General features: G+C 59.5%; 24 protein-coding genes and 2 tRNA genes. 8 read left to right on the top strand and 18 right to left on the bottom strand.

Annotated features, from left to right (window positions below):
* Nucleotides 1-69 precede the first annotated feature (69 nt).
* The 3 genes from ACSQ13_RS05945 to ACSQ13_RS05935 all read right to left on the bottom strand — a co-directional run bounded on the left by ACSQ13_RS05945 (nucleotide 70) and on the right by ACSQ13_RS05935 (nucleotide 5180).
* Nucleotides 70-2625 (bottom strand): penicillin-binding protein 1A, encoded by a 2556-nt coding sequence (locus ACSQ13_RS05945; RefSeq protein WP_295508636.1) that lies wholly within the window; start codon nucleotides 2623-2625, stop codon nucleotides 70-72.
* A 129-nt stretch (nucleotides 2626-2754) separates the two neighbouring features.
* Complete coding sequence (locus ACSQ13_RS05940) at nucleotides 2755-3969, bottom strand: N-acetylmuramoyl-L-alanine amidase (RefSeq protein ID WP_176249971.1); 1215 nt, start codon at nucleotides 3967-3969, stop codon at nucleotides 2755-2757.
* Nucleotides 3970-4037: 68 nt separating this feature from the next.
* On the bottom strand, nucleotides 4038-5180 hold the full coding sequence (locus tag ACSQ13_RS05935; RefSeq protein WP_295508640.1) for a pyridoxal phosphate-dependent aminotransferase: 1143 nt from the start codon (nucleotides 5178-5180) through the stop codon (nucleotides 4038-4040).
* A gap of 141 nt (nucleotides 5181-5321) precedes the next feature.
* Between ACSQ13_RS05935 and ACSQ13_RS05930 the strand changes: the two genes are divergently transcribed.
* Together ACSQ13_RS05930 and ACSQ13_RS05925 are read left to right on the top strand one after the other, a co-directional pair.
* Nucleotides 5322-6080, top strand: coding sequence for a DsbA family protein (locus ACSQ13_RS05930; protein WP_295508643.1), 759 nt, complete (start codon nucleotides 5322-5324; stop codon nucleotides 6078-6080).
* The gene (locus ACSQ13_RS05925) at nucleotides 6081-6563 is read left to right on the top strand and encodes a disulfide bond formation protein DsbA (RefSeq protein ID WP_295508646.1); all 483 of its coding nucleotides are present in this window, start codon (nucleotides 6081-6083) and stop codon (nucleotides 6561-6563) included. It begins immediately after the preceding gene.
* Between the two features lies 1 nt (nucleotide 6564).
* Here the strand turns inward: ACSQ13_RS05925 and ACSQ13_RS05920 are convergent, their stop codons facing one another.
* The 5 genes from ACSQ13_RS05920 to hemA all read right to left on the bottom strand — a co-directional run bounded on the left by ACSQ13_RS05920 (nucleotide 6565) and on the right by hemA (nucleotide 12085).
* Nucleotides 6565-7104: a GIY-YIG nuclease family protein gene (locus ACSQ13_RS05920; protein ID WP_176249975.1), complete on the bottom strand. Its 540-nt coding sequence runs from the start codon at nucleotides 7102-7104 to the stop codon at nucleotides 6565-6567.
* Entirely contained in the window at nucleotides 7101-8255 is a 1155-nt protein-coding gene (locus ACSQ13_RS05915; protein ID WP_295508650.1) for a DNA cytosine methyltransferase, read from the bottom strand. Before ACSQ13_RS05915 ends, ACSQ13_RS05920 begins: the two co-directional genes overlap by 4 nt.
* 64 nt (nucleotides 8256-8319) lie before the next feature.
* Nucleotides 8320-9441 (bottom strand): flavodoxin-dependent (E)-4-hydroxy-3-methylbut-2-enyl-diphosphate synthase, encoded by a 1122-nt coding sequence (ispG, locus tag ACSQ13_RS05910; RefSeq protein ID WP_176249977.1) that lies wholly within the window; start codon nucleotides 9439-9441, stop codon nucleotides 8320-8322.
* Between the two features lie 76 nt (nucleotides 9442-9517).
* Nucleotides 9518-10741 carry a helix-turn-helix domain-containing protein gene (locus ACSQ13_RS05905; protein WP_176249978.1) on the bottom strand — a complete coding sequence of 408 codons (1224 nt, stop codon included), beginning with the start codon at nucleotides 10739-10741 and terminating at the stop codon, nucleotides 9518-9520.
* Between the two features lie 120 nt (nucleotides 10742-10861).
* Nucleotides 10862-12085 carry a 5-aminolevulinate synthase gene (gene hemA / locus ACSQ13_RS05900; RefSeq protein WP_176249979.1) on the bottom strand — a complete coding sequence of 408 codons (1224 nt, stop codon included), beginning with the start codon at nucleotides 12083-12085 and terminating at the stop codon, nucleotides 10862-10864.
* A gap of 304 nt (nucleotides 12086-12389) precedes the next feature.
* Here hemA and ACSQ13_RS05895 point away from each other — a divergent pair, with 304 nt between their 5' ends.
* The 4 genes from ACSQ13_RS05895 to ACSQ13_RS05880 all read left to right on the top strand — a co-directional run bounded on the left by ACSQ13_RS05895 (nucleotide 12390) and on the right by ACSQ13_RS05880 (nucleotide 15651).
* Entirely contained in the window at nucleotides 12390-12734 is a 345-nt protein-coding gene (locus tag ACSQ13_RS05895) for a hypothetical protein (RefSeq protein ID WP_176249980.1), read from the top strand.
* Entirely contained in the window at nucleotides 12731-13531 is an 801-nt protein-coding gene (locus ACSQ13_RS05890; protein ID WP_295508656.1) for a DUF2145 domain-containing protein, read from the top strand. Before ACSQ13_RS05895 ends, ACSQ13_RS05890 begins: the two co-directional genes overlap by 4 nt.
* A 26-nt stretch (nucleotides 13532-13557) precedes the next feature.
* A complete protein-coding gene (locus tag ACSQ13_RS05885; protein WP_255200171.1) occupies nucleotides 13558-14199 on the top strand; it encodes a TetR/AcrR family transcriptional regulator in 642 nt (213 codons plus the stop codon).
* A gap of 75 nt (nucleotides 14200-14274) precedes the next feature.
* Nucleotides 14275-15651, top strand: a complete 1377-nt coding sequence (locus ACSQ13_RS05880; protein ID WP_176249982.1) for a M20/M25/M40 family metallo-hydrolase — start codon at nucleotides 14275-14277, stop codon at nucleotides 15649-15651.
* Nucleotides 15652-15816: 165 nt separating this feature from the next.
* Here ACSQ13_RS05880 and ACSQ13_RS05875 read toward each other — a convergent pair.
* The 10 genes from ACSQ13_RS05875 to ACSQ13_RS05830 form a co-directional block, all read right to left on the bottom strand.
* A tRNA-Asp gene (locus ACSQ13_RS05875) sits at nucleotides 15817-15893 on the bottom strand.
* A gap of 180 nt (nucleotides 15894-16073) precedes the next feature.
* A tRNA-Asp gene (locus tag ACSQ13_RS05870) sits at nucleotides 16074-16150 on the bottom strand.
* 186 nt (nucleotides 16151-16336) lie between these two features.
* Nucleotides 16337-16681 (bottom strand): Na+/H+ antiporter subunit G, encoded by a 345-nt coding sequence (locus ACSQ13_RS05865; RefSeq protein WP_176249983.1) that lies wholly within the window; start codon nucleotides 16679-16681, stop codon nucleotides 16337-16339.
* A 7-nt stretch (nucleotides 16682-16688) separates the two neighbouring features.
* Entirely contained in the window at nucleotides 16689-16958 is a 270-nt protein-coding gene (locus ACSQ13_RS05860; protein WP_176249984.1) for a K+/H+ antiporter subunit F, read from the bottom strand.
* Nucleotides 16955-17446, bottom strand: coding sequence for a Na+/H+ antiporter subunit E (locus ACSQ13_RS05855; RefSeq protein ID WP_176249985.1), 492 nt, complete (start codon nucleotides 17444-17446; stop codon nucleotides 16955-16957). Before ACSQ13_RS05855 ends, ACSQ13_RS05860 begins: the two co-directional genes overlap by 4 nt.
* 1 nt (nucleotide 17447) lies before the next feature.
* A complete protein-coding gene (locus ACSQ13_RS05850) occupies nucleotides 17448-19097 on the bottom strand; it encodes a monovalent cation/H+ antiporter subunit D (RefSeq protein WP_295508665.1) in 1650 nt (549 codons plus the stop codon).
* A complete protein-coding gene (locus ACSQ13_RS05845) occupies nucleotides 19094-19444 on the bottom strand; it encodes a Na+/H+ antiporter subunit C (protein ID WP_176249987.1) in 351 nt (116 codons plus the stop codon). Before ACSQ13_RS05845 ends, ACSQ13_RS05850 begins: the two co-directional genes overlap by 4 nt.
* A gap of 1 nt (nucleotide 19445) precedes the next feature.
* Nucleotides 19446-22307 carry a monovalent cation/H+ antiporter subunit A gene (locus tag ACSQ13_RS05840; RefSeq protein WP_295508668.1) on the bottom strand — a complete coding sequence of 954 codons (2862 nt, stop codon included), beginning with the start codon at nucleotides 22305-22307 and terminating at the stop codon, nucleotides 19446-19448.
* Between the two features lie 256 nt (nucleotides 22308-22563).
* Nucleotides 22564-23373, bottom strand: coding sequence for an RlmE family RNA methyltransferase (locus ACSQ13_RS05835; RefSeq protein ID WP_295508670.1), 810 nt, complete (start codon nucleotides 23371-23373; stop codon nucleotides 22564-22566).
* Nucleotides 23373-24488, bottom strand: a complete 1116-nt coding sequence (locus ACSQ13_RS05830; RefSeq protein WP_176249989.1) for a Ppx/GppA phosphatase family protein — start codon at nucleotides 24486-24488, stop codon at nucleotides 23373-23375. Before ACSQ13_RS05830 ends, ACSQ13_RS05835 begins: the two co-directional genes overlap by 1 nt.
* A 263-nt stretch (nucleotides 24489-24751) precedes the next feature.
* On the opposite strand from ACSQ13_RS05830, the gene ACSQ13_RS05825 reads away from it, so the two are divergent.
* Together ACSQ13_RS05825 and ACSQ13_RS05820 are read left to right on the top strand one after the other, a co-directional pair.
* Complete coding sequence (locus tag ACSQ13_RS05825) at nucleotides 24752-25048, top strand: virulence factor (RefSeq protein ID WP_176249990.1); 297 nt, start codon at nucleotides 24752-24754, stop codon at nucleotides 25046-25048.
* 55 nt (nucleotides 25049-25103) lie between these two features.
* Nucleotides 25104-26033 (top strand): methylenetetrahydrofolate reductase, encoded by a 930-nt coding sequence (locus ACSQ13_RS05820; RefSeq protein ID WP_295508673.1) that lies wholly within the window; start codon nucleotides 25104-25106, stop codon nucleotides 26031-26033.
* Nucleotides 26034-26056 lie beyond the last annotated feature (23 nt).

The following is a 26056-nucleotide window of genomic DNA, read 5'->3' as shown; positions in this document are numbered from 1 at the left end:
AAATGCCGGAGCCGCGTATGAGATAGACCAGCCTTGCTGTAGGGGCAAGCGGTTGGCGTGGTGGCAGCGCTAGTAAAGCCCGCCTGAGCTGATCGTGCCAAAACTGGCCTTGGGCCCCACGACTGCCTTTTTGCCAGTGGATGTCGTGACTTCGCGCCCGGCGGAGCGGCCCAGTTCTTCGACCAGTGGCAAGTCTGCGCCCATGGCAAAGCCACCGTCAAAGGTGATCCCGAACAATGGCATCTCGCCATCCCGGAAATATTCGGCCACCACATTCGGCCCGCTTGCATCATCCGACAGGCGTGCGCCGGTAAAGCGGTCGATGTTGATAAAGCTACCACCCGGGGGCACTTCAAAGGGGCCGCCGCCGTATTTCTTGATGGCTTCGCTCATAAAGCGCTGGAACACCGGCCCGCACATCCCCGCCCCGTAGGCGCGTTTACCCAAGGACCTAGGGTTGTCGAAACCGATATAGCAGCCCGCAACGATATTGCTGGAAAAGCCCACGAACCAAACGTCTTTGGCGTCATTGGTTGTGCCGGTCTTGCCGGCGATCGGCACAGGCAGGTTAATCGCCCCTTTGGCCGTGCCGCGGTCGACCACACCCTTCATCATCGATGTCAGCTGATAGGCTGTGATCGGGTCCATCACCCGTTCGCGGTTGGAAATGATCCGCGGCCCCAGACCCTCTTCGAGGCTGGCCAGCTGGCAATCATTGCAGATGCGTTGGTCATGTTTGTACACCGTGCGGCCATAGCGGTCTTGCACGCGGTCAACGAGGGTGGGTTGCACCCGCTCCCCCCCGTTGGCGAACATCGCATAGGCCGATACCATCTGGTACAATGTCGTTTCCTGCGATCCCAATGCGTTGGCCAGAACCGGCGACAGGTCGTCATATACGCCGAACCGTTCGGCATAAGAGCCGATGGTGTCCATCCCGACCTCTTGCGCCAGACGGATGGTCATCAGGTTGCGCGATTGTTCGATCCCTGTGCGCAGCGGTGTGGGGCCGTAGAACTTGTTCGACGAATTTCGCGGGCGCCACAGGCCTTGCGGTGTGTTGATCTCGATCGGGGCATCCACCACGATGGTCGCTGGCGTATACCCGCTATCAAGGGCCGCGGCGTAAACGAAAGGTTTAAAGCTGGACCCGGGCTGGCGTTTGGCTTGGGTGGCGCGGTTGAACACCGATGACTGATAGGAAAATCCGCCTTGCATGGCGATCACACGCCCGGTGTTGACGTCCATCGCAACAAAGCCGCCCTGCACTTCGGGGACCTGCCGCAAAGTCCACCGGATGAACGACCCGTCACTATCCGCCGTCATGCGCCGCACCAGCACCACCTCGCCGACCGCCAGCAAATCGCCCGCGACCTGCGCCTTGCGGCCCAAGGTGCCATCGCTCAGGCGTTTGCGCGCCCATTCAACGTCTTTGGCGGTGATGAAATGACCATCAGCCGTTTCGGGCACCCCTTCGATGCCTATCCGCGCATTGCTGTCGCCCACGCTCAATACCACCGCCGGATACCAGGTGCTGTCCAAATCGACGTCGCGCGACACGCGGATCGCTGACAGCGCTTCGCGCCAAGTGGCTTCGTCGGTCAACTGGTCGGCCGGAATGGTTTTGCCGGTCCCGTGCCAGATGCCGACACCACGGTCGTAATCCTCAAGCTGGCGCTGCAAGGCCTGCGCCGCGATCGGTTGCATTTCGTTGTCGATGGTGGCGCGCACGGTCAGACCGCCGGTGAAAAACTCACCTTCGCCAAAGTTTTCAGACAGTTGGCGGCGGATTTCATCGGTAAAGTAATCGCGCGGCGGCAGTTCCGCCTTAAAACTCTCAAAGTCCCCGTTCTGAACCGAGCGCAGCGGCTGTGCGACTTCGTTCTCGTAGGAGGCTTTGGTGATATATCCGTTTTCCATCATCTCGCGCAGAACGAAATCGCGGCGCTGCTTCAGGCGGTCCTTGCGGCGCACCGGGTGGTAATCCGACGGGGCCTTGGGCAGGGACGCCAGAAAAGCCGCCTCGTGGGGGGCAAGTTCGCTCAGCGTCTTGTTGAAATAGGTCTGCGAAGCCGCCGCCACACCATAGGAATTCTGGCCCAGAAAAATCTCGTTCAGATAGAGTTCGAGGATTTTTTCCTTGGGCAGGGTTTCTTCCAGACGGGCAGCAAGGATGATTTCCTTGATCTTGCGTTCGGCCCGGCGGTCACCGGACAGCAAAAAGTTCTTCATCACCTGTTGGGTGATCGTCGACGCCCCGCGCACATCTTTGCCGCGCGTGCGCACCGCATCCACCGCAGCCGCACCGATGCCGCGCAGATCATAGCCTTCGTGGGTGTAAAAATTCTTGTCTTCGGCCGAGATAAACGCCTGTTTGATCAGGTCCGGAATGGTGTTCGCAGGCGCGAAAAGCCGGCGTTCCTTGGCGAATTCATCAATCAAGCGCCCCTGGCCGGAATAAATCCGGCTGATTGTGGGCGGGGTGTATTGCGCAAGGGATTCGTGGCTGGGCAGGTCGCGCCCGTACATCCAGAAGATCGCCCCGATGGTAAGAGTAATCATACCGATGCTCATGGTCAGGGTGGTAAAGATACCCCCGAAGAAGGATAGAATTAGGCGAAACACGTGTGGCAGTCCCTTGCAAGGCTGTTGGTTAACCCGTCTATACGCGGGCAAAGTGGAATCGTCAAAACACGAAGCAGTGGTAATTTGGCGATATACCGCGCAGGTCGGCTGTCTTTATCACCGCAATGGTTACTGGCGTATCAACGGCTTAAGGGCTGCATCCTGATCGCGCCAGACCTTGATCGCATCCGCGATGCCCGCCACCATGACGGCGCGCCAGACCGGATCGCGCAGGTTGTTCAAATCCCTTTGGCTGCTCAGAAATCCGATCTCGATCAGAACAGACGGGATATCGGCTGATTTGAGCACCGAAAACCCTGCCATGCGCAGCGGGCGTCGGTTCATCGGGCCACCTGCCCCCTTCATCCCCGCAACAAGCGTTTTCGCAGCGGCGACCGAACGCGGTTCGGTTTCCTGCCGGGCCAGATCCAGCAAAATACCTGCGACCTGATCATCCGAACCGGTCAGATCGGCCCCCGCGATGATGTCGGACCGGTTGTGGCGTGCGGCCAAATGTTCGGTGGCGGTATCGCTGGCCTCGTCCGACAGGGTATAGACGGTGGCCCCTTTTGCGCCGCCTTGCTGCAAGATATCCGCGTGCAGCGAAATGAACAGATCACCTTGGGCCTGATGGGCAATCGCGACGCGGGTTTCGAGCGCCACAAACATGTCGCTGTCGCGGGTCATCAGCACGTCAATCCCGTCGCGCACCAGCGCATCGCGCAGCCCGTTGGCAAAGGCCAGCATCAGGTCCTTTTCCGCAACCCCGTCGCTTTCGGCCCCCGGGTCCACACCACCGTGACCGGGGTCAAGGACCACCAAAAAACGGTCCTCGCCCTTGGGTTTGGCCGGTTTGGGCGGTGCCGCAAGGGCCATCGTCCAGGCCGGATCAGGCGGTGTGCCGGCTGCGGCGGAAAATTCGGCGGGATCAACGGGTTTGAGACTGATTTCAAGCGTGGCCTGACCGGAGCCGCTGTCGACGGGCATCCCGATTTCGCGCGGCAGCATCGGCTGGGCCAGATCGGCCACCAGCCGCGACCACCCCGGTTGAAACGGGCCAAAGCGCAAGTCGCTGATATTACCCGGTTCCGCCAGCAAGTCCGACGTCTTGACCCCCGACCAGTCCGCCTCGCGGAAATCGACAACAAGGCGCGCGGGATTGTCCAGCAGGAACACCCGAAACGGCACCCCCTGGCTGAGCTGCAGCCTGAGCGTGGTGCCACCGAACCAGCCATCGGTGATCTCGCTTGGGCCCGGGTCAACGCGCGCCAAGGCCGTCAGCTCTTGGGCTGAAACGGGGTTTGAAAACGCCATAAGCGCCGCCAATATTGGGAAAAACCGCATGCCTGTCACCGTTCTGATCGTGGTGTTCGGGTGCAAACTAGCATTAACAATCCCGACGGGCCAGCCTTTCAGCGCGCCGCCATATAGGCCTTGAGCCGCGCAATCCCTTCGGCAATATCCGCCGTCCCGCGCGCATAGGAAAACCGCAAGGTCTGATGCCCGCGAATGGGGTCGAAATCCAGCCCCGGTGTGACGGCCACCCCTGCCTTGTCCAGAATGTCACGCGCCAGCCTGCGGCTGTCATCGGTGATGCCGGATACATCGGCATAAACATAAAACGCCCCATCCGGCGGGGCAAAACTGCTAAAGCCCGCGTCGCGCAACCCGTCAATCATCATGGTCCGGTTGGCACGGTAGACATCCATATTGGCCTGCAATTCATCCTCGCAATCCATCGCCGCCAATGCGGCAACCTGACTGGCATGGGGCGCACAGATGAACATGTTTTGCGCAATCCGTTCCACCACCCGCACGTGATCTTCGGGCACGACCATCCAGCCCACACGCCAGCCGGTCATGGAAAAATACTTGGAGAACGAATTGATCACATAGGCATCATCGGTGATCTCGAGCGCGGTAACCGCCTTTTTCTCGTATTCGATGCCGTGGTAAATCTCGTCCGAGATAAACGACGCGCTCTGCCCTTGGGTGGCATCAATCAGGGCCTTCATCGCGGGGCGGTCCAGCATGGTGCCCGTGGGGTTTGCAGGGGACGCCACCAGCAGCCCCTTGAGGTCCATGCCCGCGAAATCATCCGGCACGGGCTGATAGCGGTTGTCGGGCGATGTGGGCAGGTCAACGGGGTCCAGCGCCAGCGCCTTGAGGATCTGCCGGTAGCTGGGATAGCCCGGCGCGCCGATGCCGACCTTGTCGCCGGTGTCAAAAAGCGCGGTAAAGGCCAGAATGAACCCCCCCGAGGAGCCGGACGTGATCACCACCCGGTTCGGGTCCAGATCAACGTTGTACCATTCGCCGTACATTTGCGCGATGCGCGCGCGCAGGGCTGGCAGGCCCAATGCAACCGTATAGCCCAAGGCCCCCTGATCCATCGCGCGGGCCAATGCGGCAGTCGCCCCGGACGGTGCCCCGGTTCCCGGTTGGCCGACTTCCATGTGGATAATGTGGCGGCCCGCGGCTTCGGCGGCGGATGCGGCTTGCATCACGTCCATCACGATAAAGGGATCGACCTGAGAACGGGTTGAAATACGCATGAGCTTAATCCTAAACTTGGGGCAAGAACCTTTCACCGCACCAGGTTGGTGCCGTCAACCCTTGTGCGATGGCTCGAAATCGCGCACCACAGGTGCCAAAGCCGCCCCAAGGGCCGCGCAATAACAGTGAGTGACCCCAATATGACAAAACTGACCGCCACTTCCCTTTTTTCCGGCGCGTTGATGGCTCTGGCCCTAAGCGGCCCGACCCAGGCGATGGATCTGACCGAACTGACAGATGCCGAGCGCGTCCAGTTCCGTGCCGAAGTCCGCGCCTATCTGATGGAAAACCCCCAAGTCATCATGGAAGCGGTAAGCCAGTTGCAGGCCAAAGAAGCCGAAGCGCAGGCGCAGGCGGATTTCACCCTCGTGTCCGACAATGCAGACGCGATTTTCAACGACGGCTATTCCTTTGTCGGCGGCAACCCTGATGGCGACATCACCATCGTCGAGTTCATGGATTACCGCTGTGGCTATTGCAAAAAGGCCTTTACCGAAGTTGAAAAGCTGATCAACGGCGACGGCAATATCCGCTTTATCGTCAAGGAATTGCCGATATTGGGCGAACAATCCATGATCGCGTCGCGCTTTGCGATTGCTACCAAACTGGTTGCGGGCGACGAAGGCTATAAATCGGTCCACGACGCGCTGATGAGCTTTAACGGGGATATCACGCCGACATCATTGGGCCGTCTGGCCGACAGCTTTGGTCTGGATGCGGATGCCATTACCGAAAAGATGGACAGCGCCGAAGTGACCGAAGAAATCGCCCAAACCCGCGCGCTGGCGCAGATATTGTCGATTTCGGGCACCCCGACCTTTGTGATGCAAGACGAATTGCTGCGCGGCTATCTGCCCTATGACCAGATGAAAGCCATTCTGGAAGAAAAACGCGGCTGAATGCGGCTGATCCTTTTGCTCTGCGCGGCGGCCTTTCCGGCGGCCGCGCAGACCGATTTCACGGCCCTGACCCCAGCCGAGCGCGCGGCTTTCAACGCCGAAATGCGCGGGTTTCTGATGGCGGAGCCCGAGGTGTTGTCATCAGCGATGACGCCCCCCGACTATGCCACCGCCGGCTATCAGGATGAGGCCGCCGCCGATATCGCACTTTTGCGCGCGTTGGAAGATCAGGTGTTGCAGGGCGCTAACATCGCGATCTTCACGGCACCCGATTGCCCGACCTGCGATCAGGCACTGCAAGAATTGCAAGCGTTATCAGTTAGTTCCGGCACGACCTTCACTCATCACAACATGTCATCCCTTGATGGTGCTGCCCTGTCAGCCAAGCTGGGTATGGTCGAGGCCCCGTTTTACGTGATGCCTGACATGATCCTGCGCGGGCATATGCCTGATATCGTTTTGCGGAAATATCTGACGCGCTAGGTCACAGGAATTTCTGGTGATACCGCACCAGCCGCGCGAAATGCGCATCCAGCGACCGCTTGAGGTGCGGGGCCTCTTTCACCGTCAGGATATAATCGACCAACAGATCATACTGCTTGATCTGGCGGGGCAACCGGTTGGACGGGGTCAGGCGCGACTGGCGTTCCTCTTCCTCGATCACCTGAGCGACCTGCTTTTCCGGCCAGATGACATCCCCCTCGCCCGGCACCATCGCCTTGCCGTTCATCAAGGGCAGTTCGGCATCGTAATGGGCGAAAATGGACCGCTCCAGCGGTTCGACCTGATCGGCGCTGTCCACGGGCCAGGCCCAGACAAAGGCGATTTCCCAGACATCAATCTGACGGTTGGCAATCACATCCGAACGGGCCGAGGTCAGATGCCTGCGCACCCGCGTGCGAATGCCATCCACCGATTGCCCCACATAAATCGGTTGCTGGTCCAGATCGCACAGCGCATAGACCCCGATCTGGTTGGTCAGCGCGCTAAGCGCCGTGCCGCGAAAGCTCTGCGCGGTTGTCATGCAACGGCCTCTAGGCTGCGGCGGGCAAGGATCGGCGCGAATAACACCTGATCCAGATAGCGCACCACCGGCACCGCCACCCCGTCACCCGCCACGCGGTAGGCGTTGTTATAGGTGTCGGGCATCCGGTAGCTGTCAGGCAGCCCCATCAATCGTGCCACCTCGCGCGAGGAAACAAGCCGCGCACGGGTGCGGTTGCCCTTGATAAACAACAGAATTTGCCGCGATGATCCACCAGCAGGCGTGCGCAGGCAGCCTGCCAACCCGTCGGTGCGCAGTTCAGCACGTTGACGCACATTGCCATCCACATCGGGCCGCCCGCGTTTGTAGATTGTGCCAACCACCGTGCGCCCCGCCTTGCGGGCCACGCGCAACCGTTCCAGACTGGGCGGCGACATCAGAGTTAACAAGCGATCCGTGTCGGCTTCGGAAAACCACGGCATCGGTGTGCGTTTTTCCAGCACATCATCCAGCAGATGATCGGCAGCGGGGGCATCATCCAGTTTCCACCACAGCCAGTTCGACCGCACAGGCCGCGAGGCCGCCCCCAGAAACTTTTGCAGCTTCTTGCCGTGAAACGCATGAGACGGCTTGGGCACCGTCAGACCGGTAATGTCGATATCGTTGCGCACACAGACCACAAACAACCGCGGGCGGCTTTGGGGCAGGAAACGCCGCGCGTCGATCTCGAGCGCGCCAACCTTGTAGCCAAGGCGCACAAAGGTCGCGAGGACCGTGTTCAGGTCTGCCCCTGCATTGCGTGAGACCAGCCCGACCACGTTTTCGAAAGCAATGATACGCGGCGCAAACCCCGCCTTGATCGCAACGGTGATTTTGTCGGCCCAATGGGCGAATACGCCGCTGCGCGCGCCCGACAACCCGCGCCCCTTGCCCGCAAGGCTGAAATCCTGACAGGGGCTGGAGGCCCAGTACAGATCAATCTGTTCGCGCAAAAGGTCATCATCAAGGGCGGCGATATCGCCTTCGTGCAGCCCTTGAACGCCCCAATTCTGCCCGTAAACCTTGCATTTCATCGCATCAATGTCATTGGCCAGCACGCAATTCCACCGGTCGTGCAAGGCGGCACGCACCATCCCGCCACCGCAAAAAAACTCGGCGTATTTGGGGGTGTGATCGGGGGTTTCAGCCATGGCTATTAGTATGAAATGCGGTTTTGCGTGTCGATGGCTAATTCACCGAAACGCAGGTGCCGCATCACTCTGCCGCTTGCTCTTCGGCCTCGATCACGGCGGCGCGGGCTTCGACCTGTTCGACGATATGTTCGATCATGCCCTCATTGCCCAGCTTATGGCTTTGCTTGCCCGCCAGATACACCATGCCCGACCCGTTGCCGCCGCCGGTAAAGCCGACATCCGTCATCAGCGCCTCGCCCGGCCCGTTGACCACACAGCCGATGATGCTCAGGCTCATCGGGGTTTTGATGTGTTCCAGCCGCTTTTCCAGCGCCTCGACGGTTTTGATCACGTCAAACCCCTGCCGCGCACAGGACGGACAGCTGATGATGTTCACACCGCGATGCCGCAGGCCAAGGGATTTGAGGATCTCGAAGCCCATTTTGACTTCTTCGACGGGATCGGCAGACAGGCTGACGCGGATCGTGTCGCCAATGCCCATCCACAGCAGGTTGCCCATGCCAATCGCGGATTTGACCGTGCCGCTGATCAGCCCGCCCGCTTCGGTAATGCCCAGATGGATCGGCGCGTCCGTGGCTTCGGCCAGTTGCTGATAGGCGGCGGCAGCCATGAACACATCGGATGCTTTGCAGCTGATCTTGAATTCGTGGAAATCATTGTCTTGCAGGATCTTGATGTGATCCAGCCCGCTTTCGACCATCGCATCGGGGCAAGGTTCGCCGTATTTCTCGAGCAGGTGCCGTTCCAGCGACCCTGCGTTGACGCCAATACGGATCGAACAATTGTGATCGCGCGCGGCTTTGATGACTTCCTTGACGCGCTTTTCGTCGCCGATGTTACCGGGGTTGATCCGCAGACAGGCGGCCCCTGCTTCGGCGGCTTCGATCCCGCGTTTGTAATGGAAATGGATGTCGGCCACGATGGGCACCGATACTTCGCGCACAATTTCCTTGAGCGCCTTTGAGGATGCCTCGTCCGGGACGGACACCCGCACGATATCGGCACCCGCCTCAGCAGCCGCCTGAATCTGTGCGATCGTGCCTTTGATATCGGTGGTCAGGGTGTTGGTCATGGTCTGCACGGTAATCGGTGCATCGCCCCCCACCGGCACATTGCCCACCATGATCTGGCGGGATTTGCGGCGGTAGATATTACGCCAAGGACGGATGTGATTCAGCGACATGGGCAGCACCTTTGGCAATAGATCAGCGTTGCCCGCAACCTATTCAGGCGCGGCCCTGCTTGCAATGGCATCTGGCTTATTCTGTCGGGCTTGTCGCGGTGTTTTGAAGTTCGGCAACCATGGTCGCAAGCGCCGAGTTTTCTTCCAGCAATGCCGGTTCATACACTTCGGCCAAGGCCTGACGCTGCAACGGCAGGTTCGACGTCACAGAACCGCGATCGCCAACGGGGCCGTAATACTGGCCGTCCATGGCGAAATACAACGCGCCGGATTCGCCAGTGCGCAAGGTTGGGGGTTCTTGCGTGGCAGGAACATCCCAGCTGTCGCCCTTGTTCATGATCCCTTCAAAGATCACTTTGCCATCCGCTGCGCGGATACGGACCCAGGACGGGTATGCCGCGACCAAACGCAATTCCGGTGCCGGGCCTTCAACAACCTGCGGCACGGCAATCGTGCTGTCGGGTGTATCGGTTGACGTTGTAACCGATGCAATCCGCTGGCTGTCGAAAGTCGGCGCGCCAAAGCTGCCGACGCTATGCGGATCAATTGACGCGATCGGCGCATCACGCGCGACCAGAACCGGCACATCCAACGCCGCAGGGCGGTAGAGACGGTCCAGCGTATCCGTGCGCGGGATGGCCATGTTCTCGGCAGTCACTGTGTTCGAGGATGCCTGAGGCGCAGGGTTCAACGCCCCTGCCAAAGGATCAAGGTCGGACAAAACAACAGGTGTCTCATCAACGGGCGAAACCTGTACGCGCTGCACTTCTTTCAGCACGCTCCACCCGCCGAAACCGATGGCACCGATCAACGCGACCAAAACCAGCACAGACCCCAAGGCACCCGGTTCAATCCGGCTGAGCAGGCTGTCCCCCACGGGGGTAAACGGGGTCGAGGGGCGCTTGAAAATATCATTGTCGGCGGAACGTGTCATCCGTTCTTCGCGGGTCGGTTTTTTAATTACGGATGCTTCGGCAGACATGCCATGCGCAACAGCGAAACCGGATTCGCGGCAAAAAGACGAAAACGCCTGATCGGGATCCATGTTCAGATAACGCGCATAGGACCGCACGTAACCGGCGATGAAACCGGGGGTGTCAAATGCATCAGGGTCGGAATTTTCGATGGCAGCAATATAAGAGGCTTTGATCCGCAGTTCGCGCTGAACATCAAGCAGCGATTTGCCCAATGTGGCGCGTTCGCCCCGCATCAGATCACCCAATCGCAAATCATACGCATCAAAGCCACGGGCTTCAACTTGCTCGTCCGTATTCGCCTTGGAAATCCAACGCCCGATCATATGTTTGCCCCGTCGCTTACGTGCCTGCTACACTTACCCGGGCCGTTTTCACGATTCGAGCTGTGCTGTTTCTTTCTTTATCTTTAACATAAATCAACGGGCTATGAAGAAAAAACGTAGTTACCCCGCCAATTCGGCACGATTCAGCGCACAGTGGGACCAGAGCCCGTCCATCGCGTGGACCAATCCGTCCATTTCCCGCGGGCCATGTACGGGCGACGGGGTAAAGCGCAAACGCTCCGTGCCGCGCGGCACAGTCGGGAAGTTGATCGGCTGCACGTAAATGCCATATTGCTCTAGCAACATGTCGGACAAAATCTTGGTGTGGACGGGATTGCCGACAATCACCGGCACAATATGGCTGCCGTGATCGATGATGGGCAGGCCCAACCCTTTCAACCGCAGCTTGAGTATTTTTGCCTGTTCCTGATGCTTTTCACGCAGCTCCGGCGCGGTTTTCAGAAAGGCGACGGATGCCGCCGCCCCTGCCGCCACAGCCGGAGGCAAGGAGGTGGTAAAGATAAAGCCGGGCGCATAGGAACGGATCGCATCGCACATTTTTGCAGAGCCGGCGATATAGCCGCCCATCACGCCATACGCCTTGGCCAATGTGCCGTTGATGATGTCCAGACGGTGCATCAGGTTGTCGCGTTCGGCAACGCCGCCACCGCGCGGGCCATACATGCCAACGGCGTGGACTTCGTCGATATAGGTCAATGCGCCGACGTCGTCAGCAAGGTCGCAAATCGCTTCGATCGGGCCGAAATCGCCGTCCATCGAATAAATCGATTCAAATGCAATCAACTTTGGTGCAGCAGGATCGTCAGCCGCGATCAATTCGCGCAGGTGGTCGACATCGTTGTGACGGAATATGCGCTTTGCGCCGCCATTGCGCCGCACGCCTTCGATCATCGACGCATGGTTCAGCGCGTCTGAATAGATGATCAGCCCCGGAAACAGCTTGGGCAAGGTGCTGAGCGTCGCGTCATTGGCGATATAGGCGCTGGTGAACAGCAGGGCCGCTTCCTTGCCATGAAGATCAGCGATCTCGGCCTCAAGGCGTTTATGGTAAACGGTGGTGCCGGAAATATTGCGCGTACCGCCCGACCCTGCGCCTGTGGCATCAAGGGCTTCGTGCATGGCGGCCAGAACCACAGGGTTTTGACCCATGCCAAGGTAGTCGTTGCCACACCAAACAGTAATGTCTTTTTCGGAACCATCAGGCTGGGTCCATACCGCATGAGGGAACTGGCCCTTGCGACGCTCGATGTCGATAAAGGTGCGATACCGCCCTTCCTCGTGCAGACGATCAATCGCCTGATCAAGCTGTTTGGTATAATCCATCGCGCCTTCCTCCTCACGCTCGACTGAACCTTAAAGGCGTAGGATCCAATCGCCATATTCGTGTTTTAGAATGAATACAGTTCTAACACCCTCGGTTCAATGCTTTAATCTGTCCGCATTGTCGCAGGGGTTCCTTAACCCCGGCGAATTTGGCGGTAATATGCCCCCTCCTCCTTTCATGCCTTGATCGAGATCAAGTTTGTGCGCCGTTCATCATTTTTATGAACAGTGTTCATTTTTCCTTTGTCAGGGCCGATTTTACCCCCTATCACTTGTGAACGTTGTTCATGAATTGGAGAATCACATGTTCAAGAAAATCGTACAGATCGCCACCGCCCTGACCCTTTCAGGCACGATGGCGATTGCTGGCAGCAGCACCCAACACAGCGCGCGGGCATCCAACCACAGCGCCGCCGCCGCCAGCCATGGCTCTGCGGCCGTGGTCTCTGGTGCGGCAACTGTTGCTGCGGTCCCGCTTATGGTCGTGGGCGCGACATTGTCCCTGTCGGGCGCAGCCCTGCAAAGTGCGGGCAACGGTGCAATGACTGCCGGATCGCAAATAATCGAAAGCCTGGATACACCCGTTACATTGGCCCCCGCCCCTGATGGCCCCCCGACGCTCGACGGCACATATGGGGCAAAACGATGAAGGCGCTTGTCACGGCGCTGGCCCTGACGCTGTGCGCGGTTCAGCCCGCAGCGGTTGATGCGGGCAGCAGTCAGGCGGGCAAGCCGCTACTGCCAGCCGAACAGGTCGCCGCGTTTTCAGACAAGGTGCAGGTCGATCTGGCTGCCCGCGGTGCCAGTGTCGCCATCGTCGCCCGCAAAGGCCGCCGTGCCTCCGAACTTCCCCAAGGGGTGACCTATACCCATGTGGCATTCTGGGTGTTCTCGCAGATCAAGCGCGCGGACGGGTCCAGCTATCAGGGCTACCGTGTCTATAACCTGTATCAAGACGCCGATAGGCCAATGCGCAGCAGTCTGGTGCAAGATGGCCCTGCCGACTTCTTTGCCGGTGCCCATGCGCTTGAGGCCGGCATCATCATCCCCGATCCGCGCTTGCAACGCAAATTGCTTAAGGTGATCGCCAGCCCGACCTATCGCAAGCTCCACAACACATCCTATTCTGTTCTGTCCAACCCCCAGACGCGGCAGTTCCAGAACTGTACGGAACACACCTTGGATGTGCTGATGGCCGCGCTTTACAACACTGGTGATGCCGCGCAGATCAAATCGAACATCACCGCCCATTTCACCCCGCAGGTGATCAAGATTGGCGGTCTGAAACGGAGCTTCGCGCCGCTCGCCTCCAAGGCGCTGACAACCGAGGACCACGGCCCCCAAATCCGGACCGCCACCTTTGGATCAATCCTGCGCTTTATGAAACAAAACAAGCTGGTGGCGAAATCCTACACCCTGTCCCCGACCCGTGCCGTCGGGATCTAGGCAAATTGGCATCCAAGCAAATTGACATGGGGCCCGACCTGTTCCACACCCGCCCCATGTCACCAAAACCCACCCCCACCCTATCCAGACGCGAACGCAACCTTGCCGATATCCGCGCGCGCGCGACGCTGATCGCGGAACAGATTATTCTGGCCGAAGGGGTTGAAGGCCTGTCGGCGCGCCGTCTGGCACAAGAGCTCAAGGTGTCGGTCGGCTCCCTTTATAACGCCTTTGGTGATCTGCATCAGGTGATCCGGTCTGTCATCGCGCGCAGCGCCGAAATGCTGGCCTCCAGCCTGATGGCGGCGGTTGATACTGCGGCCCCCGACAAACGGTCCCGCGTTGTTGCGTTGGGCGAGGCCTATTTCGACTTTGCCATGGCCGAACCGCGCCGCTGGTCGCTGATGTTCGAATATCGCGCCGAGCTTGAAATAGACGACAAGGCCCGTGATTTTCAGGGCGGGCTGCTGGACATGCTGATCGCCGCTGGCGAAGCGGACCCGAAATTGGACATCCACCGCCAGTTCTTTTTGGTGCTGTGGGCGTCGGTGCACGGGGTTGTGTCGCTGGCCACGCGGCCCACGATCATCGCGATCCGGCCCGAACTGGCCAAGAAATACATCACCGATCTGGTCGATTCCGCGCTGACCCGCTTTCCTGCCGACTGACACGGGCACCCCTAGACATGGCGCGCGCCCCTGATACGGTCGCGGCAAAATCCATGTTTATGAAAGGTTTCCCCCATGTCCCTTAGCGAAGTTCTGTCCCGGATCGACACCGATCTGGATGCCGCCACCGATCGCCTGCTTGATCTGCTGCGCATCCCGTCGATTTCGACCGATCCCGCCTACAAAGCTGATTGTGACCGCGCCGCCGACTGGCTGGTCGAAGACCTCAACAGCATCGGCATTGAAACGACCAAACGCCCCACCCCTGGCCACCCGATGGTGGTGGGCCATGTGGACGGTCCCGCCGACAAGCCGCATATCCTGTTTTACGGCCACTATGATGTGCAGCCCGTTGACCCGCTGAACCTGTGGAAGCGCGACCCGTTCGACCCCGCCATCGAAGACACCGCCAAAGGTCGCGTGATCCGGGGCCGCGGTGCGGCGGATGACAAGGGCCAGTTGATGACCATCGTCGAGGCATTGCGCGCATGGAAGGCCACCAACGGCGATTTCCCCTGCCGCATCACCATGTTCCTTGAGGGCGAGGAAGAATCAGGGTCCCCGTCGCTGATCCCGTTCATGAAAGAAAACGCGGCCGAGCTGACAGCCGATTATGCGATGATCTGCGACACCGGCATGTTCCAGTCCAAAACGCCGTCGATTGTGACCATGCTGCGCGGTCTGCTGGGCGAGGAAATCACCATCACCGGCCCCGATCTGGACCTGCATTCGGGCATGTATGGCGGCGTGGCGATGAACCCTGCCCGCGTCCTGGCAAAGATCATCGCGTCCTTGCATGACGACACGGGCCGCATCACGGTGCCCGGTTTCTATGACGGCGTGCCCGAACTGCCCGATGACATTCAGGCGCAGTGGCAGGGCCTTGCCTTTGACCATGCCACATTCCTGGGCGATGTGGGCCTGTCACAGCCCGCCGGCGAACAAGACCGCATGCCGATCGAGATGATCTGGTCGCGCCCCACCTGCGAGGTCAACGGCATGTGGAGCGGCTATACCGGCGCGGGTTTCAAGACCGTGCTGCCCTCCGAGGCCCATGCGAAAATCAGCTTCCGTCTGGTGGGCGATCAAGACCCCCACGCCATCCGCGAAAGTTTCCGCAAAATGGTCACCGATATGATCCCCGCCGATTGCAAAGTCAGCTTTCACGCGCACGGGGCCAGCGGCGGATCGGTGTTCGAAACCACCGACCCCGCCTTTGAGAAAGCCCGCCACGCGCTGACCGACGAATGGAAAATCCCCGCAGCCTATGTCGGTTGCGGCGGATCGATCCCGATTGCCGGGCATTTCCAAAAACTCGTGAACACCACGCCGGTTCTGATCGGCTTTGGCAAGGACGACGACGCGATCCATTCTCCGAATGAAAAATACGATATGGAGAGCTTCCACAAAGGCATCCGCAGCTGGGCGCGGATTCTGGACGCCTTGACGTAAAACGACGCTTGGGGCGGTGCCGGTTTACCGCGCCGCCCCTATGCGATGCCGCGCCCCAAATCAGGCAGGTGCTGCGCTATATCGGCTGAATGCGACCCCCACCCCACAAACGAAAAAGACCACCCGATGGGTGGTCCGTTTCGCACCCAATGAAGGGGAAGATAGTGGCGCGGTTGACGGGGCTCGAACCCGCGACCCCCGGCGTGACAGGCCGGTACTCTAACCAGCTGAGCTACAACCGCGCGATGAGGGCGGAATAGGCCAAGCCCGCGCAGGGGTCAAGCGATTAACGCGCTAAATGTCAGGAATAAATTCATGCAGGCTGCGGATGTATTTTCAGGGCCAGCAAACAGTCGAAACGCACGCGGCCAGCACCCCGTGAGGGGGTGAACTGACTGCGCATGTTTTGAAAAATGCAGCGGTGGCGCGGTTGACGGGGCTCGAACCCGCGACCCCCGGCGTGACAGGCCGGTACTCTAACCAACTGAGCTACAACCGCCCACTGCACGCTTTGTCGTAAACTTCAAAGCGTTGGGTGGTCATAGGGTCTGGCCCTGCGCCCGTCAAGCATGGTTTTGACAAGATGTCGGGTTTTGGTGAAAATAATTTCAGCCCCACCAACCAAAGGCCAACAGCACGCCGACAGCCTGCAAAAAAGCCCGCACATTTCTGCGCGGGCTGATGGTTATTTTTCTGAATAGGTGCCCCAGACATGGTCATCGGGCGGCGGTGGCAGGGCCTGTTTGCCGCGCAGGCTGTGCATGTTCACCTTGGCGATGAAATTGCCCGAAATCGGCGCTGTGACGAACAGGAACGCCATCACCAGAATCTCGTGGACGGACCCGTCGGCGGTGTTGAAGGAATAGACCACCGACGCCAGCAAAAGCGCCCCGACCCCCAGTGTCGAGGCCTTGGTGGGCCCGTGCAGGCGCGACATGCAATTGTCCAGCTTGATCAGCCCGATGGAGCCAACCAAGGTAAAGAACGCGCCAATCACCAGCAATGCGGCAATGATGGCTTCGGTTATCATGCCAAGATCATTCAATGATATCACCCCGCAAAACAAATCGCGCGATGGCGACGGTGGATACAAAACCCAGCATCGCAATGATCAACGCGCTTTCAAAATAGACCTGGGTGCCAAGACGCATCCCAAGCAGGATAATCAGCGCGATTGCGTTGATCACCATCGTATCCAGCGCCAAAATCCTGTCCCCGGTCGAGGGCCCTTTGACAAGGCGCAGCATCGCCAAAAGCTGTGACAATGCCACGGCAACAAATGCAAAGTTCAAAGCCATCAGGATCATTCGAAAATCTCCTTTAGTCGGCGCTCGTAGCGCTGTTTGATGTCATCGCGCACCGCGTCGGGGTCTTCGGCATCCAGCGCATGGACCAGCAACGCCCTGCCGTCATCGGACAGGTCTGCGCTGACGGTGCCCGGTGTCAGCGTGATGGTGCCCGCGAGCATCGTAATCGCCTCGGGGGTGCGCAGATCAAGGGGGATCACGACCCATTGCGGGCGCATGTTCTTGTTGCTTTTGAACAGCACGATCATCGCCACCACGACATTGGCGACCAGAATATCCCAGATCACCAGCACTAGATAGGACAGCAGTTTGATCGGCCGTCCGACCGGCGGGCGGTCAGGCCAATAGGCAGCGGTCACAATCGGGATCAGCAGACCAAGGAGGATGCCGAACACAACCGTGCCCAGCTTTACCTCGTTCACCAGCAGGCACCAGACAATCGCCAGCAACACGGTCAACAGGGGATGCGGAAACAGACGTGCGCGCATATCAGTGATCCTTTTTCGCGGCTGCCGGGGCTATGGCATCGGCATTGTCGGCGGGCTTGGGTTCTTCGGCCCCATGGTCATCGCCCCCGTGTTTTTCGCCCCCGTGGTCATCGTTGATCTGCTTGCCCGGCGTGGTCAGCACCACAGCGATATAGGCCTCGGGGTTGAACAGCTGCGCCGAGGTCGCTTGCAACACCCGCGTCACCGGCCCCGCGGCAACAGTCAGCGCCATCAGCAAAGCCAGCAAGGCCCCGATCGACACCATCGGCAATACGGAGGCTGGCACGGCTTCGGGTTCGGCCATTTCCTCGGCCGTATCAACCGGTTGATGGGCCTTCCAGAACACCACGCTGCCTGCACGGGCAAACCCGACCACCGCGACCAGCGAGCCGACCAGAATTGTGCCCCAGATCCACCACATCAGGTCAGACGCCCGCGCCGCATCCAGGATCAGCAGCTTGCCGATGAACCCCGACAGCGGCGGCAGACCCGTCATGCCAATCGCCGCGACAAAGAACATGCCCGCCACCAGTGCACCGCCCACAATCGGGGGGGCCACGTCAAAGCTGACACCGGCAGCACCGCGACGCGACCGGATCACATCGACCAGCAAGAACAACGCCGCAGCGGCAAAGGTGGAATGGATCGCATAATAAAGCGCGGCCGTGACACCCGTGGGCGTGAACACCGCCACCGCAGCCAGCAGCATCCCCATTGACCCGATCACCGAAAACGCGACCATGCGGTCAACGCGTTTGGCCCCCAACACGCCCAACATGCCCAACGCGACGGTCAGCAAGGCAGCAGGGATCAGCCATAGATCGAACAGCCCTTGGGTGATCTCAAGATCGGGGGGGAAGACCAGCGTGAAGATGCGGATGATGCAATAGGCCCCCACCTTGGTCATGATCGCAAACAGGGCGGCCACGGGCGCAGGTGCCTCGGAATAGCTGGCAGGCAGCCAGAAATGCAGCGGCAGGATCGCGGCCTTGACCGCAAAGACCATCAGCAACATCACGGCGGCCACACGAATGCCCGCGCTATTGGCCGCATCCAGCGTCGCCACACGCACCGCCAGATCGGCCATATTCAACGTGCCGGTTTCCGCATAAAGCGTGCCAAGCGCAAACAGGAACAGGGTCGATCCCAACAGGTTATACAGCACATATTGCGTCCCTGCCCGCAGCCGCTTTGGCCCGCCCGCATGGATCATCAACCCGTAGGACGCGATCAGCAGAACCTCGAAAAATACGAAAAGGTTAAAGATGTCGCCGGTCAGGAAAGCCCCGATAATGCCCATCAGCTGGAACTGGAACAGCGGGTGAAAGTGCTGCCCGCGTTCGTCCCAGCCCGACCCGATGGCATAAAGCAAGACAGGCAAGGCCAGCACGCAGGTCAGCAGCACCATCAAGGTAGACAGACGGTCAGCGACCAGCACGATGCCAAAGGGCGCAGACCAGTTGCCCAGCAAATACAGGCTGACGGTGCCGTCAGACGCCTGCCAGAACAGACCAAGCGCCAGCCCCAGCAACACCAGTGCCCCCGCAACCGAGAACACCCGCTGGATCGTCAGGTGATAGCGCGCCACCAGCACCAGCATCGCGGCCAGCATGGCAGGCACAAGGATCGGAAGGATCAGCCAATGGGTCATGCCGCATCTCCCTTCTTGTGATCCGCGTCGGGGTCGTTCACCAGATCATCATCCGAGCTGAGGTAAGACCCGACAGCGATCATCACGATCACGGCCGTCATGCCAAAGGAAATCACAATCGCCGTCAGTACCAGGGCCTGGGGCAGCGGATCGGTGTAGACTTCGACGCCGTCGCGCAGAACAGGCGGCGCATTCAACGCCAACCGTCCCGACGCGAACAGGAACACATTCACCGCATAGCTAAGCAAGGATGTCCCGATAATCACAGGAAAGCTGCGCAAACGCAGGATCATATAGATACCCGCAGCCGTCAAAGCGCCGATCGCTGTTGCTAGCAAAAGCTCCATATCAGCTCTCCCCTCCCGTTAAGGTTTCGGTACGGGACGGGTCGATATCCATCGCATAGTCGCTTTCTTCGATCCCGGCACGACGTCCCAGCCGCGAGAAGCTTTCCAGCGAGAGCATCACCGCACCGACCACGGCCAGGAAGACACCCAGATCAAAGCCCATCGCGGTTGCCAGTTCGAATTTCTCCATCGGGGGGATGCGGAAATAACCAAAGGCCGAGGACAGGAACGGCGCGCCGGCAAACCATGCGCCGATACCGGTCAGACCCGCACACAGCACCCCTGCCCCGATGATCCCGTGATAGGGATAGCGCTGGCGCCGGTCCGCCCAGCTGAACCCGCTGGCCATATATTGCATCAAGACCGCAATCGCCACGACCAGTCCGGCGATGAACCCGCCACCCGGTTCGTTGTGGCCGCGCAGGAAGATAAAGACACCGACCATCAACACCACGGGCATCAACACGCGGGTCAAGACAACCATCATCAACGGGTGCGCATCGCCTGCGCGGGCTTCTTCATAGCCACGGTTCAGCAACCGCGCGCGCACAGGCCCCGCCAGCAAGGCTTCTGTCAGGGCATAGATCACCAGCGCTGCAATCCCCAGCACGATGATTTCGCCAAAGGTATCAAAGCCACGGAAATCAACGAGGATCACGTTCACCACATTGGTACCGCCACCGCCCTTATAGGAATTGGCCAGATGGTATTCCGAGATCGAGGCGATCGGGAAATCGGACATCAGCATCGTATAGATCAGCCCCGTTGCCGCGATGCCCCCTGCCAGCGACAACACGATATCGCGGGTGCGGTGTGCCACTGTCGATTCAATCGGCGTGACGTTGGGCAAAAAGTTCAACGCCAGCAGCAACAGCACAATCGTCACCACCTCGACCGAGATTTGCGTGAGCGCCAGATCGGGGGCCGAGAAATAGTTGAACCCGACTGACACCATCAACCCGACGATCCCCATCAGGATCAGCGTCGCAAGGCGGTTGCGATGGACGGTGACCAGAAATCCGGTGGCAAGGATCAGCATCAGCCACCCCGCAAAGGCAACCGGCGTGATCGCCAGCATTTCGCGGGTGGGTGCCGCGTTGACGCCGGTAAACCACGCATGGGTCGCAACGGCGATCACGGATGTGGTGAATATGGCGGCGTAGCGGGTAAAGGAACTGTTGTGCAGCCGGTCCGCAAAGACATCCGCAAAGGCAACAGCGGCAGCGATGATCCGGTCAAAGATCGCCTTGGCCTCGGGGCGCGGCGTGGCAGCCCAGAGCTTTGCCAGCGGGGCAAATGCCGCCAGCAGGATCAGACCACCGACCACAGCAATCACCGACATCCAAAGCGCAGGCACCAGACCATGCCAGATCTTGAAATGCGCATCAGGCAATTCGGCGGCATTGCCGATCACCGCTTGGGTCACGGTCTTCACAAAGGGTTCTGCCAGAAACGGTGCAACACCGATGGCGATCACCGGAATGATCAACAAGGCTGGCGGCAGCAGCAAACCGACCTGCGGATCATGGGGCGCGTGGGGGTAATCATCGCGCACGGGGCCCAAAAACGTATGGGCAATAAAGCGAAAGCTATAGGCCGCCGAGAACAGCGCGCCCAGTGTCGCCACGGCGGCCACCAGATAAGGCGAGCCGAAAAGCGTGGTGTGATACGCCTCTTCCAGCATCATTTCCTTGGACAGGAACCCGTTCAGCAGCGGGATGCCCGCCATCGACAGCGCGGCAATCGTGGCCACGGCAAAAGTCAGCGGCATCAAGCGGCGCAAGCCGCCCAGCCGTTTCATATCGCGTGTGTGCAGGGCGTGATCAACGATGCCCGCCGACATGAACAAGGCGGCCTTAAAGCTGGCGTGGTTCAGGATGTGAAACACCGCCGCCATCGCGCCAAAGGCGGTCCCCGTCCCCAAAAGGAAGGTGATCAACCCCAGATGCGACACGGTCGAGAACGCCAGCAGCGCCTTGAGATCGTCTTTGAACAGAGCAATCACCGCGCCTAGGACCATCGTGATCAAACCGGCAGAGCAAACCAAAATCACCCAGATGTCAGTGCCAGACAGAACAGGCCACAGCCGCGCCATCAGGAACAACCCCGCCTTCACCATGGTGGCCGAATGCAGATAGGCCGAAACCGGTGTCGGGGCCGCCATCGCGTGGGGCAGCCAGAAATGGAACGGGAATTGCGCGGATTTGGTGAAACAGCCGATCAGGATCAGGATCAGCGCCGGCACATAAAGCGGCGAGGCCTGGATCAGATCGCGGCTTTCAAGGATCGTGGTCAGGTCGTAGCTGCCCGCGATCTGCCCCAGAAGCATCATGCCACCGATCAAGGCCAGCCCGCCCATGCCGGTCACCGTCAGCGCCATACGCGCCCCTTGGCGCCCGTCGGCAGTATGTTTCCAAAATCCGATCAGCAGGAAGGACGACAGCGACGTCAGTTCCCAGAAAATCAGCAACATCAAGATGTTGTCAGACAGAACGATCCCGACCATCGCGCCCTGAAACAGCAGCAGATAGGTGTAAAACTCGCCCATATTGTCGTCACGCGACAGATAGAACCGCGCATAGGTGATGATCAGCAGCCCGATCCCCAGGATCAACCCCGCGAACATCAGGCCCAACGGATCAAGGAACAGGTTCACGTTCAGCCCAAGCGACGGCAACCAGTTCAACTGGGCGGTCACGACCTCCCCTGCCAGAACGGCGGGCGCGTGGGTCGCAAGCCCGATCGCCGCAGAGGCGGTCACCAGAAATGTGATGATAAAGCAGCTTTGACGGCCGGCCTGAATCATCAGACCGGGCAGCAATGCGCCAAGAAACGGGAGGGCAATAATCAAAAATAAAGACATGGCCGCAACTATCGGCGAGCAGTGCGAAAACAACCAGCCCTTAATTTCCGAATTTTCGCCGAAACGACCGCTTTTTCAATGATTTTCCCGCAGGAAATACGCGGCGATCACCCTGCGCCGAACAGCCGATCGTCTGAGATAGTACTACGGCTTGCGGAATAAAGGGGTGATCGCGCCTATGGGGTGAAAATTCGCGAAACCGGACAATTTGTCCGCACCACGGATCAGCACGAAATCCGGTCGGGCGTCAGGTGATTCACCCCTGCCCCGGTTCCTCGTCATCGGTCAAAGGCCCCTTGAAACCGGTCGCCACGACAAATTTCTCGGAACTGTCCTGACGGCTTGCGGGCGGCTTGATGTTCAAGACCTTGGTAAAGCGGCGTTTCAGCAGCTTTTGCAAATCGCCCTCGGCACCACCGGCCAAAACCTTGGCAACAAAGGTGCCGCCTTCTTCCAGCACATCAAAAGCGAAATAGGCCGCGGCCTCGCATAGGGCGATGATCCGGTTGTGGTCGGTCTGTTTGTGGCCCGAACTGGACGCCGCCATGTCGGACATGACCACATCGGCCTTGCCACCCAGCCAGCCTTTGACGATCTGGTCGGCATCGTCCTCCATGAAATCAAGCACGTGCAATTCACAGCCCGCAATCGGCTCCATCTCTTGCAGGTCGATGCCCAGAATGGTGCCGACGTTCTTGCCCTTCTTTTCGCCCAAGACGTTGCAACGTTTCACCGCGACCTGACACCACCCGCCGGGGGCAGCCCCCAGATCGACGATGCGCGCACCGGGAACCAGAAAGCGGAATTTGTCATCCAGTTCCATGATCTTATAGGCCGCGCGGCCACGATAGCCTTCGGCATTGGCGCGTTTCACATAGGGGTCGTTCAACTGACGCTGCAACCAGCGGGTCGAGCTCAGCTTGCGGCCACGGGCCGACTTCACCTTGACCTTCAGGTCACGCTGACCGCGCCCCGAGGTGTTCTTGCCGGTTGGGGTTTTGCCACCTGATGTCTTGCCTGTCGGTGTCTTTCCGGTTGGCGTCTTGCCGCTTGGTGTCTTGTCCATCAGTTTGGTCCTTCTTCCAAAACGCCATCCGCGCTCATCTGGGCATACAGCAGCCCCTCGCGCAGACCACGGTCTGCAACACTTAATCTATTGGTCGGCCAGCACCGCATCAAGGCCTGCAAGATCGCAGCCCCCGACATGATCAACGCCTGACGGTCTTGTCCGATACGCGGGTCGGCACGTCGCCCCCCCGGCCCCATCGCCAGATAGGAATGAATGACCTTGTCGATCTGCGCACTGCTCATCCGCAGGCCGTCGACCTTGGTCCGGTCATAGCGCTTTAGCCCCAAATGGCTGGCAGCAACAGTGGTGACCGTGCCCGATGTGCCAACGATCTGGAAATGATCCTGCGACTGGGTGGATTGATAGGGGGTAAAGCTTTGCAGGTTTTCCTCGAAGAACCAGCTCATCAAGGCGAAACGTGCCGCGTCGTCTTCAACATCGGAAAACTGGTCACGCAAGGTGGCGACGCCCAAGGGCACGCTGATCCAGTCAACCACGCGGGCCTCGGGGATGCCGGTCTTGGCCTGATTGAACCCGCCATGCAGCCGCATAATCGACCGCGCGCGGTCTGCCTTAGGCACCTTTGAGATGTCGATCCAGACCAGTTCCGTCGATCCGCCGCCGATATCGACGACGAGCAGGTTGTGGGTTTTGCGGTTCACCAGCGGCGCACAGGAAATCACCGCCAGTTGGGCTTCTTCCTCGGGTTTGATGATGTCCAGCTTCAGGCCGGTTTCACGCTGGATCCGCGCCATGAACTCCGCACCATTGCTGGCACGGCGACAGGCTTCGGTTGCGACCAGACGCATCCGGCGCACTTTGTTGCGGCGCAGTTTCTGCTGACAGATGCGCAATGCCTGAATGGTACGCGTCATCGATCCGCGCGACAATCGCCCGGTCTTCTCAAGCCCCGCCCCAAGCTGGACGGACTTCGAGAAACTGTCGACGACATGAAAACCGCTCCCCTTAGGTTGAGCGATCAACATGCGACAACTATTTGTGCCCAGATCAAGGGCCGCATAGAGTTCGGTCGATCTGGGCGGAACTGGCGCGGGGCTCAGAGCCGGCGGTATATCGAGCGCGCCCGCACCTTTGGGACGCTGTGGCGCCATGGTTTGCGCCTTTCATTACGAGTTGCCCTTAAGGTAGTGTTTCCCACGCCCATGAGCAAGCGGGAAACACCAAGTTTGTAGCGCCTGCATGTGATGCACCTCACAACCATCTTGAGAATTATGAGGGCTTCGTCCCCTCGCCCCCTGGGACATGCCGGTGTACTGTGGCTACGTCGCAGACGCCGTTTTGAGTGTCGAAAAACGGCGACGGGGACAGATCAACAAACGCTAGAAAAACTCTAGTGCAATCAAGGGAATCGATCATGCCAGAAGTTACCATCGTTTATTGGCGTGATATTCCAGCGCAGGTGATTGTCGGCAAAGGCCGTCGCGGATCGAAACGGGCGCTGCCCGAACGGTTCGAACAAGCGATTGACCGCGCCGCCATGAAAATCGGTGCCGAAGATTCCGATGCCTATCTGGCGGAATGGCGCAAGGCGGACCCTTACACTGTCGAGGGTGAACCGGATGCCGTTGCCGATGCCGAAGCCGCCCGCATTGATGCCGAATACGACCGCGACCGCATCAAGGCGCTGATTGCAAAAGACGGCTGGGCCTGACCCCCATGCCCCGACCCGAGTTCCAAAGTTGATCCCCTTCATGAAAGACACGCTCATGGCTCTTCTCAATTTTCGACGCAAAGAAGCCCCTGCCCCCGACATGCCCAACCGGGAGGTCGAGGCGTTCTTGCAGGATTACTCCATCGAAGTGATGCCGCGCACCGCCGAGAAGGTTGAAAACTTTCGCGATCTGCTGCCCGCGGGCACCCGTGTCTATATCGCCCATATCGAGGGCACGCCCATTGAGGATATGGTCGCCACCGCCGCGCGTCTGAATGCGGACGGGTTTAAGGTGATGCCGCACATGCCCGCGCGGATCATCAAGGACAAGGCCACGCTGGAAAACTGGATCGCCATGTATCAGGGCGAGGCCGACGTAAAACAGGCGTTGCTGCTGGCCGGTGGCGTTACGACGCCGCATGGTGATTTCAGCGACAGCATGCAGCTGATGGACACCGGATTGTTCGACAAGCACGGGTTTGAACGGCTGCACATCGCGGGCCACCCCGAAGGCAACCGCGACATCGACACCGACGGAGGCCGCCTGCGCGTCGATGATGCGCTGCGCTGGAAACAGGGGTTTTCCGAACGCACAGATGCAAAAATGGCCATCGCCACCCAATTCGCCTTTGACGCACAGCCGATCATCGAATGGGCCGACAGCCTGAAACACGCAGGGATCGACCTGCCGATCCACATCGGCATCGCAGGCCCGGCCAAGCTGCAAACCCTGATCAAATTCGCCATCGCCTGCGGTGTCGGCCCGTCGCTCAAGGTGCTGCAAAAACGCGCGATGGATGTGACGAAACTGCTGTTGCCCTACGAGCCGACAGATGTGATCACCCAACTGGCCGCCCACAAAGCCGCCAACCCCGACTTTAACGTGACCCATGTGCATTTCTTCCCGCTGGGCGGGATCAAAGCCAATGCAAACTGGGCCATTGAAAATGGCGGTACCGCAGCGCAACCTGCCAACGCCGTATAATTTCCGTCTTACAGAAAGAACAA

Source organism: Sulfitobacter sp. SH22, assembly GCF_965641905.1.
Taxonomy (GTDB): domain Bacteria; phylum Pseudomonadota; class Alphaproteobacteria; order Rhodobacterales; family Rhodobacteraceae; genus Sulfitobacter.
The sequence above is the reverse complement of the archived record's forward strand: the minus strand, read 5'-3'. Positions and strand labels throughout refer to the sequence as shown.

Bases quoted from the DNA above. Each gene is read 5' to 3' on its own strand.
- ACSQ13_RS05940 (WP_176249971.1), bottom strand. From the start codon at position 3,969: ATGCGGTTTTTCCCAATATTGGCGGCGCTTATGGCGTTTTCAAACCCC.
- ACSQ13_RS05935 (WP_295508640.1), bottom strand. From the start codon at position 5,180: ATGCGTATTTCAACCCGTTCTCAGGTCGATCCCTTTATCGTGATGGAC.
- ACSQ13_RS05930 (WP_295508643.1), top strand. From the start codon at position 5,322: ATGACAAAACTGACCGCCACTTCCCTTTTTTCCGGCGCGTTGATGGCT.
- ACSQ13_RS05925 (WP_295508646.1), top strand. From the start codon at position 6,081: ATGCGGCTGATCCTTTTGCTCTGCGCGGCGGCCTTTCCGGCGGCCGCG.
- ACSQ13_RS05920 (WP_176249975.1), bottom strand. From the start codon at position 7,104: ATGACAACCGCGCAGAGCTTTCGCGGCACGGCGCTTAGCGCGCTGACC.
- ACSQ13_RS05915 (WP_295508650.1), bottom strand. From the start codon at position 8,255: ATGGCTGAAACCCCCGATCACACCCCCAAATACGCCGAGTTTTTTTGC.
- ispG (WP_176249977.1), bottom strand. From the start codon at position 9,441: ATGTCGCTGAATCACATCCGTCCTTGGCGTAATATCTACCGCCGCAAA.
- ACSQ13_RS05905 (WP_176249978.1), bottom strand. From the start codon at position 10,741: ATGATCGGGCGTTGGATTTCCAAGGCGAATACGGACGAGCAAGTTGAA.
- hemA (WP_176249979.1), bottom strand. From the start codon at position 12,085: ATGGATTATACCAAACAGCTTGATCAGGCGATTGATCGTCTGCACGAG.
- ACSQ13_RS05895 (WP_176249980.1), top strand. From the start codon at position 12,390: ATGTTCAAGAAAATCGTACAGATCGCCACCGCCCTGACCCTTTCAGGC.
- ACSQ13_RS05890 (WP_295508656.1), top strand. From the start codon at position 12,731: ATGAAGGCGCTTGTCACGGCGCTGGCCCTGACGCTGTGCGCGGTTCAG.
- ACSQ13_RS05885 (WP_255200171.1), top strand. From the start codon at position 13,558: ATGGGGCCCGACCTGTTCCACACCCGCCCCATGTCACCAAAACCCACC.
- ACSQ13_RS05880 (WP_176249982.1), top strand. From the start codon at position 14,275: ATGTCCCTTAGCGAAGTTCTGTCCCGGATCGACACCGATCTGGATGCC.
- ACSQ13_RS05865 (WP_176249983.1), bottom strand. From the start codon at position 16,681: ATGATAACCGAAGCCATCATTGCCGCATTGCTGGTGATTGGCGCGTTC.
- ACSQ13_RS05860 (WP_176249984.1), bottom strand. From the start codon at position 16,958: ATGATCCTGATGGCTTTGAACTTTGCATTTGTTGCCGTGGCATTGTCA.
- ACSQ13_RS05855 (WP_176249985.1), bottom strand. From the start codon at position 17,446: ATGCGCGCACGTCTGTTTCCGCATCCCCTGTTGACCGTGTTGCTGGCG.
- ACSQ13_RS05850 (WP_295508665.1), bottom strand. From the start codon at position 19,097: ATGACCCATTGGCTGATCCTTCCGATCCTTGTGCCTGCCATGCTGGCC.
- ACSQ13_RS05845 (WP_176249987.1), bottom strand. From the start codon at position 19,444: ATGGAGCTTTTGCTAGCAACAGCGATCGGCGCTTTGACGGCTGCGGGT.
- ACSQ13_RS05840 (WP_295508668.1), bottom strand. From the start codon at position 22,307: ATGTCTTTATTTTTGATTATTGCCCTCCCGTTTCTTGGCGCATTGCTG.
- ACSQ13_RS05835 (WP_295508670.1), bottom strand. From the start codon at position 23,373: ATGGACAAGACACCAAGCGGCAAGACGCCAACCGGAAAGACACCGACA.
- ACSQ13_RS05830 (WP_176249989.1), bottom strand. From the start codon at position 24,488: ATGGCGCCACAGCGTCCCAAAGGTGCGGGCGCGCTCGATATACCGCCG.
- ACSQ13_RS05825 (WP_176249990.1), top strand. From the start codon at position 24,752: ATGCCAGAAGTTACCATCGTTTATTGGCGTGATATTCCAGCGCAGGTG.
- ACSQ13_RS05820 (WP_295508673.1), top strand. From the start codon at position 25,104: ATGGCTCTTCTCAATTTTCGACGCAAAGAAGCCCCTGCCCCCGACATG.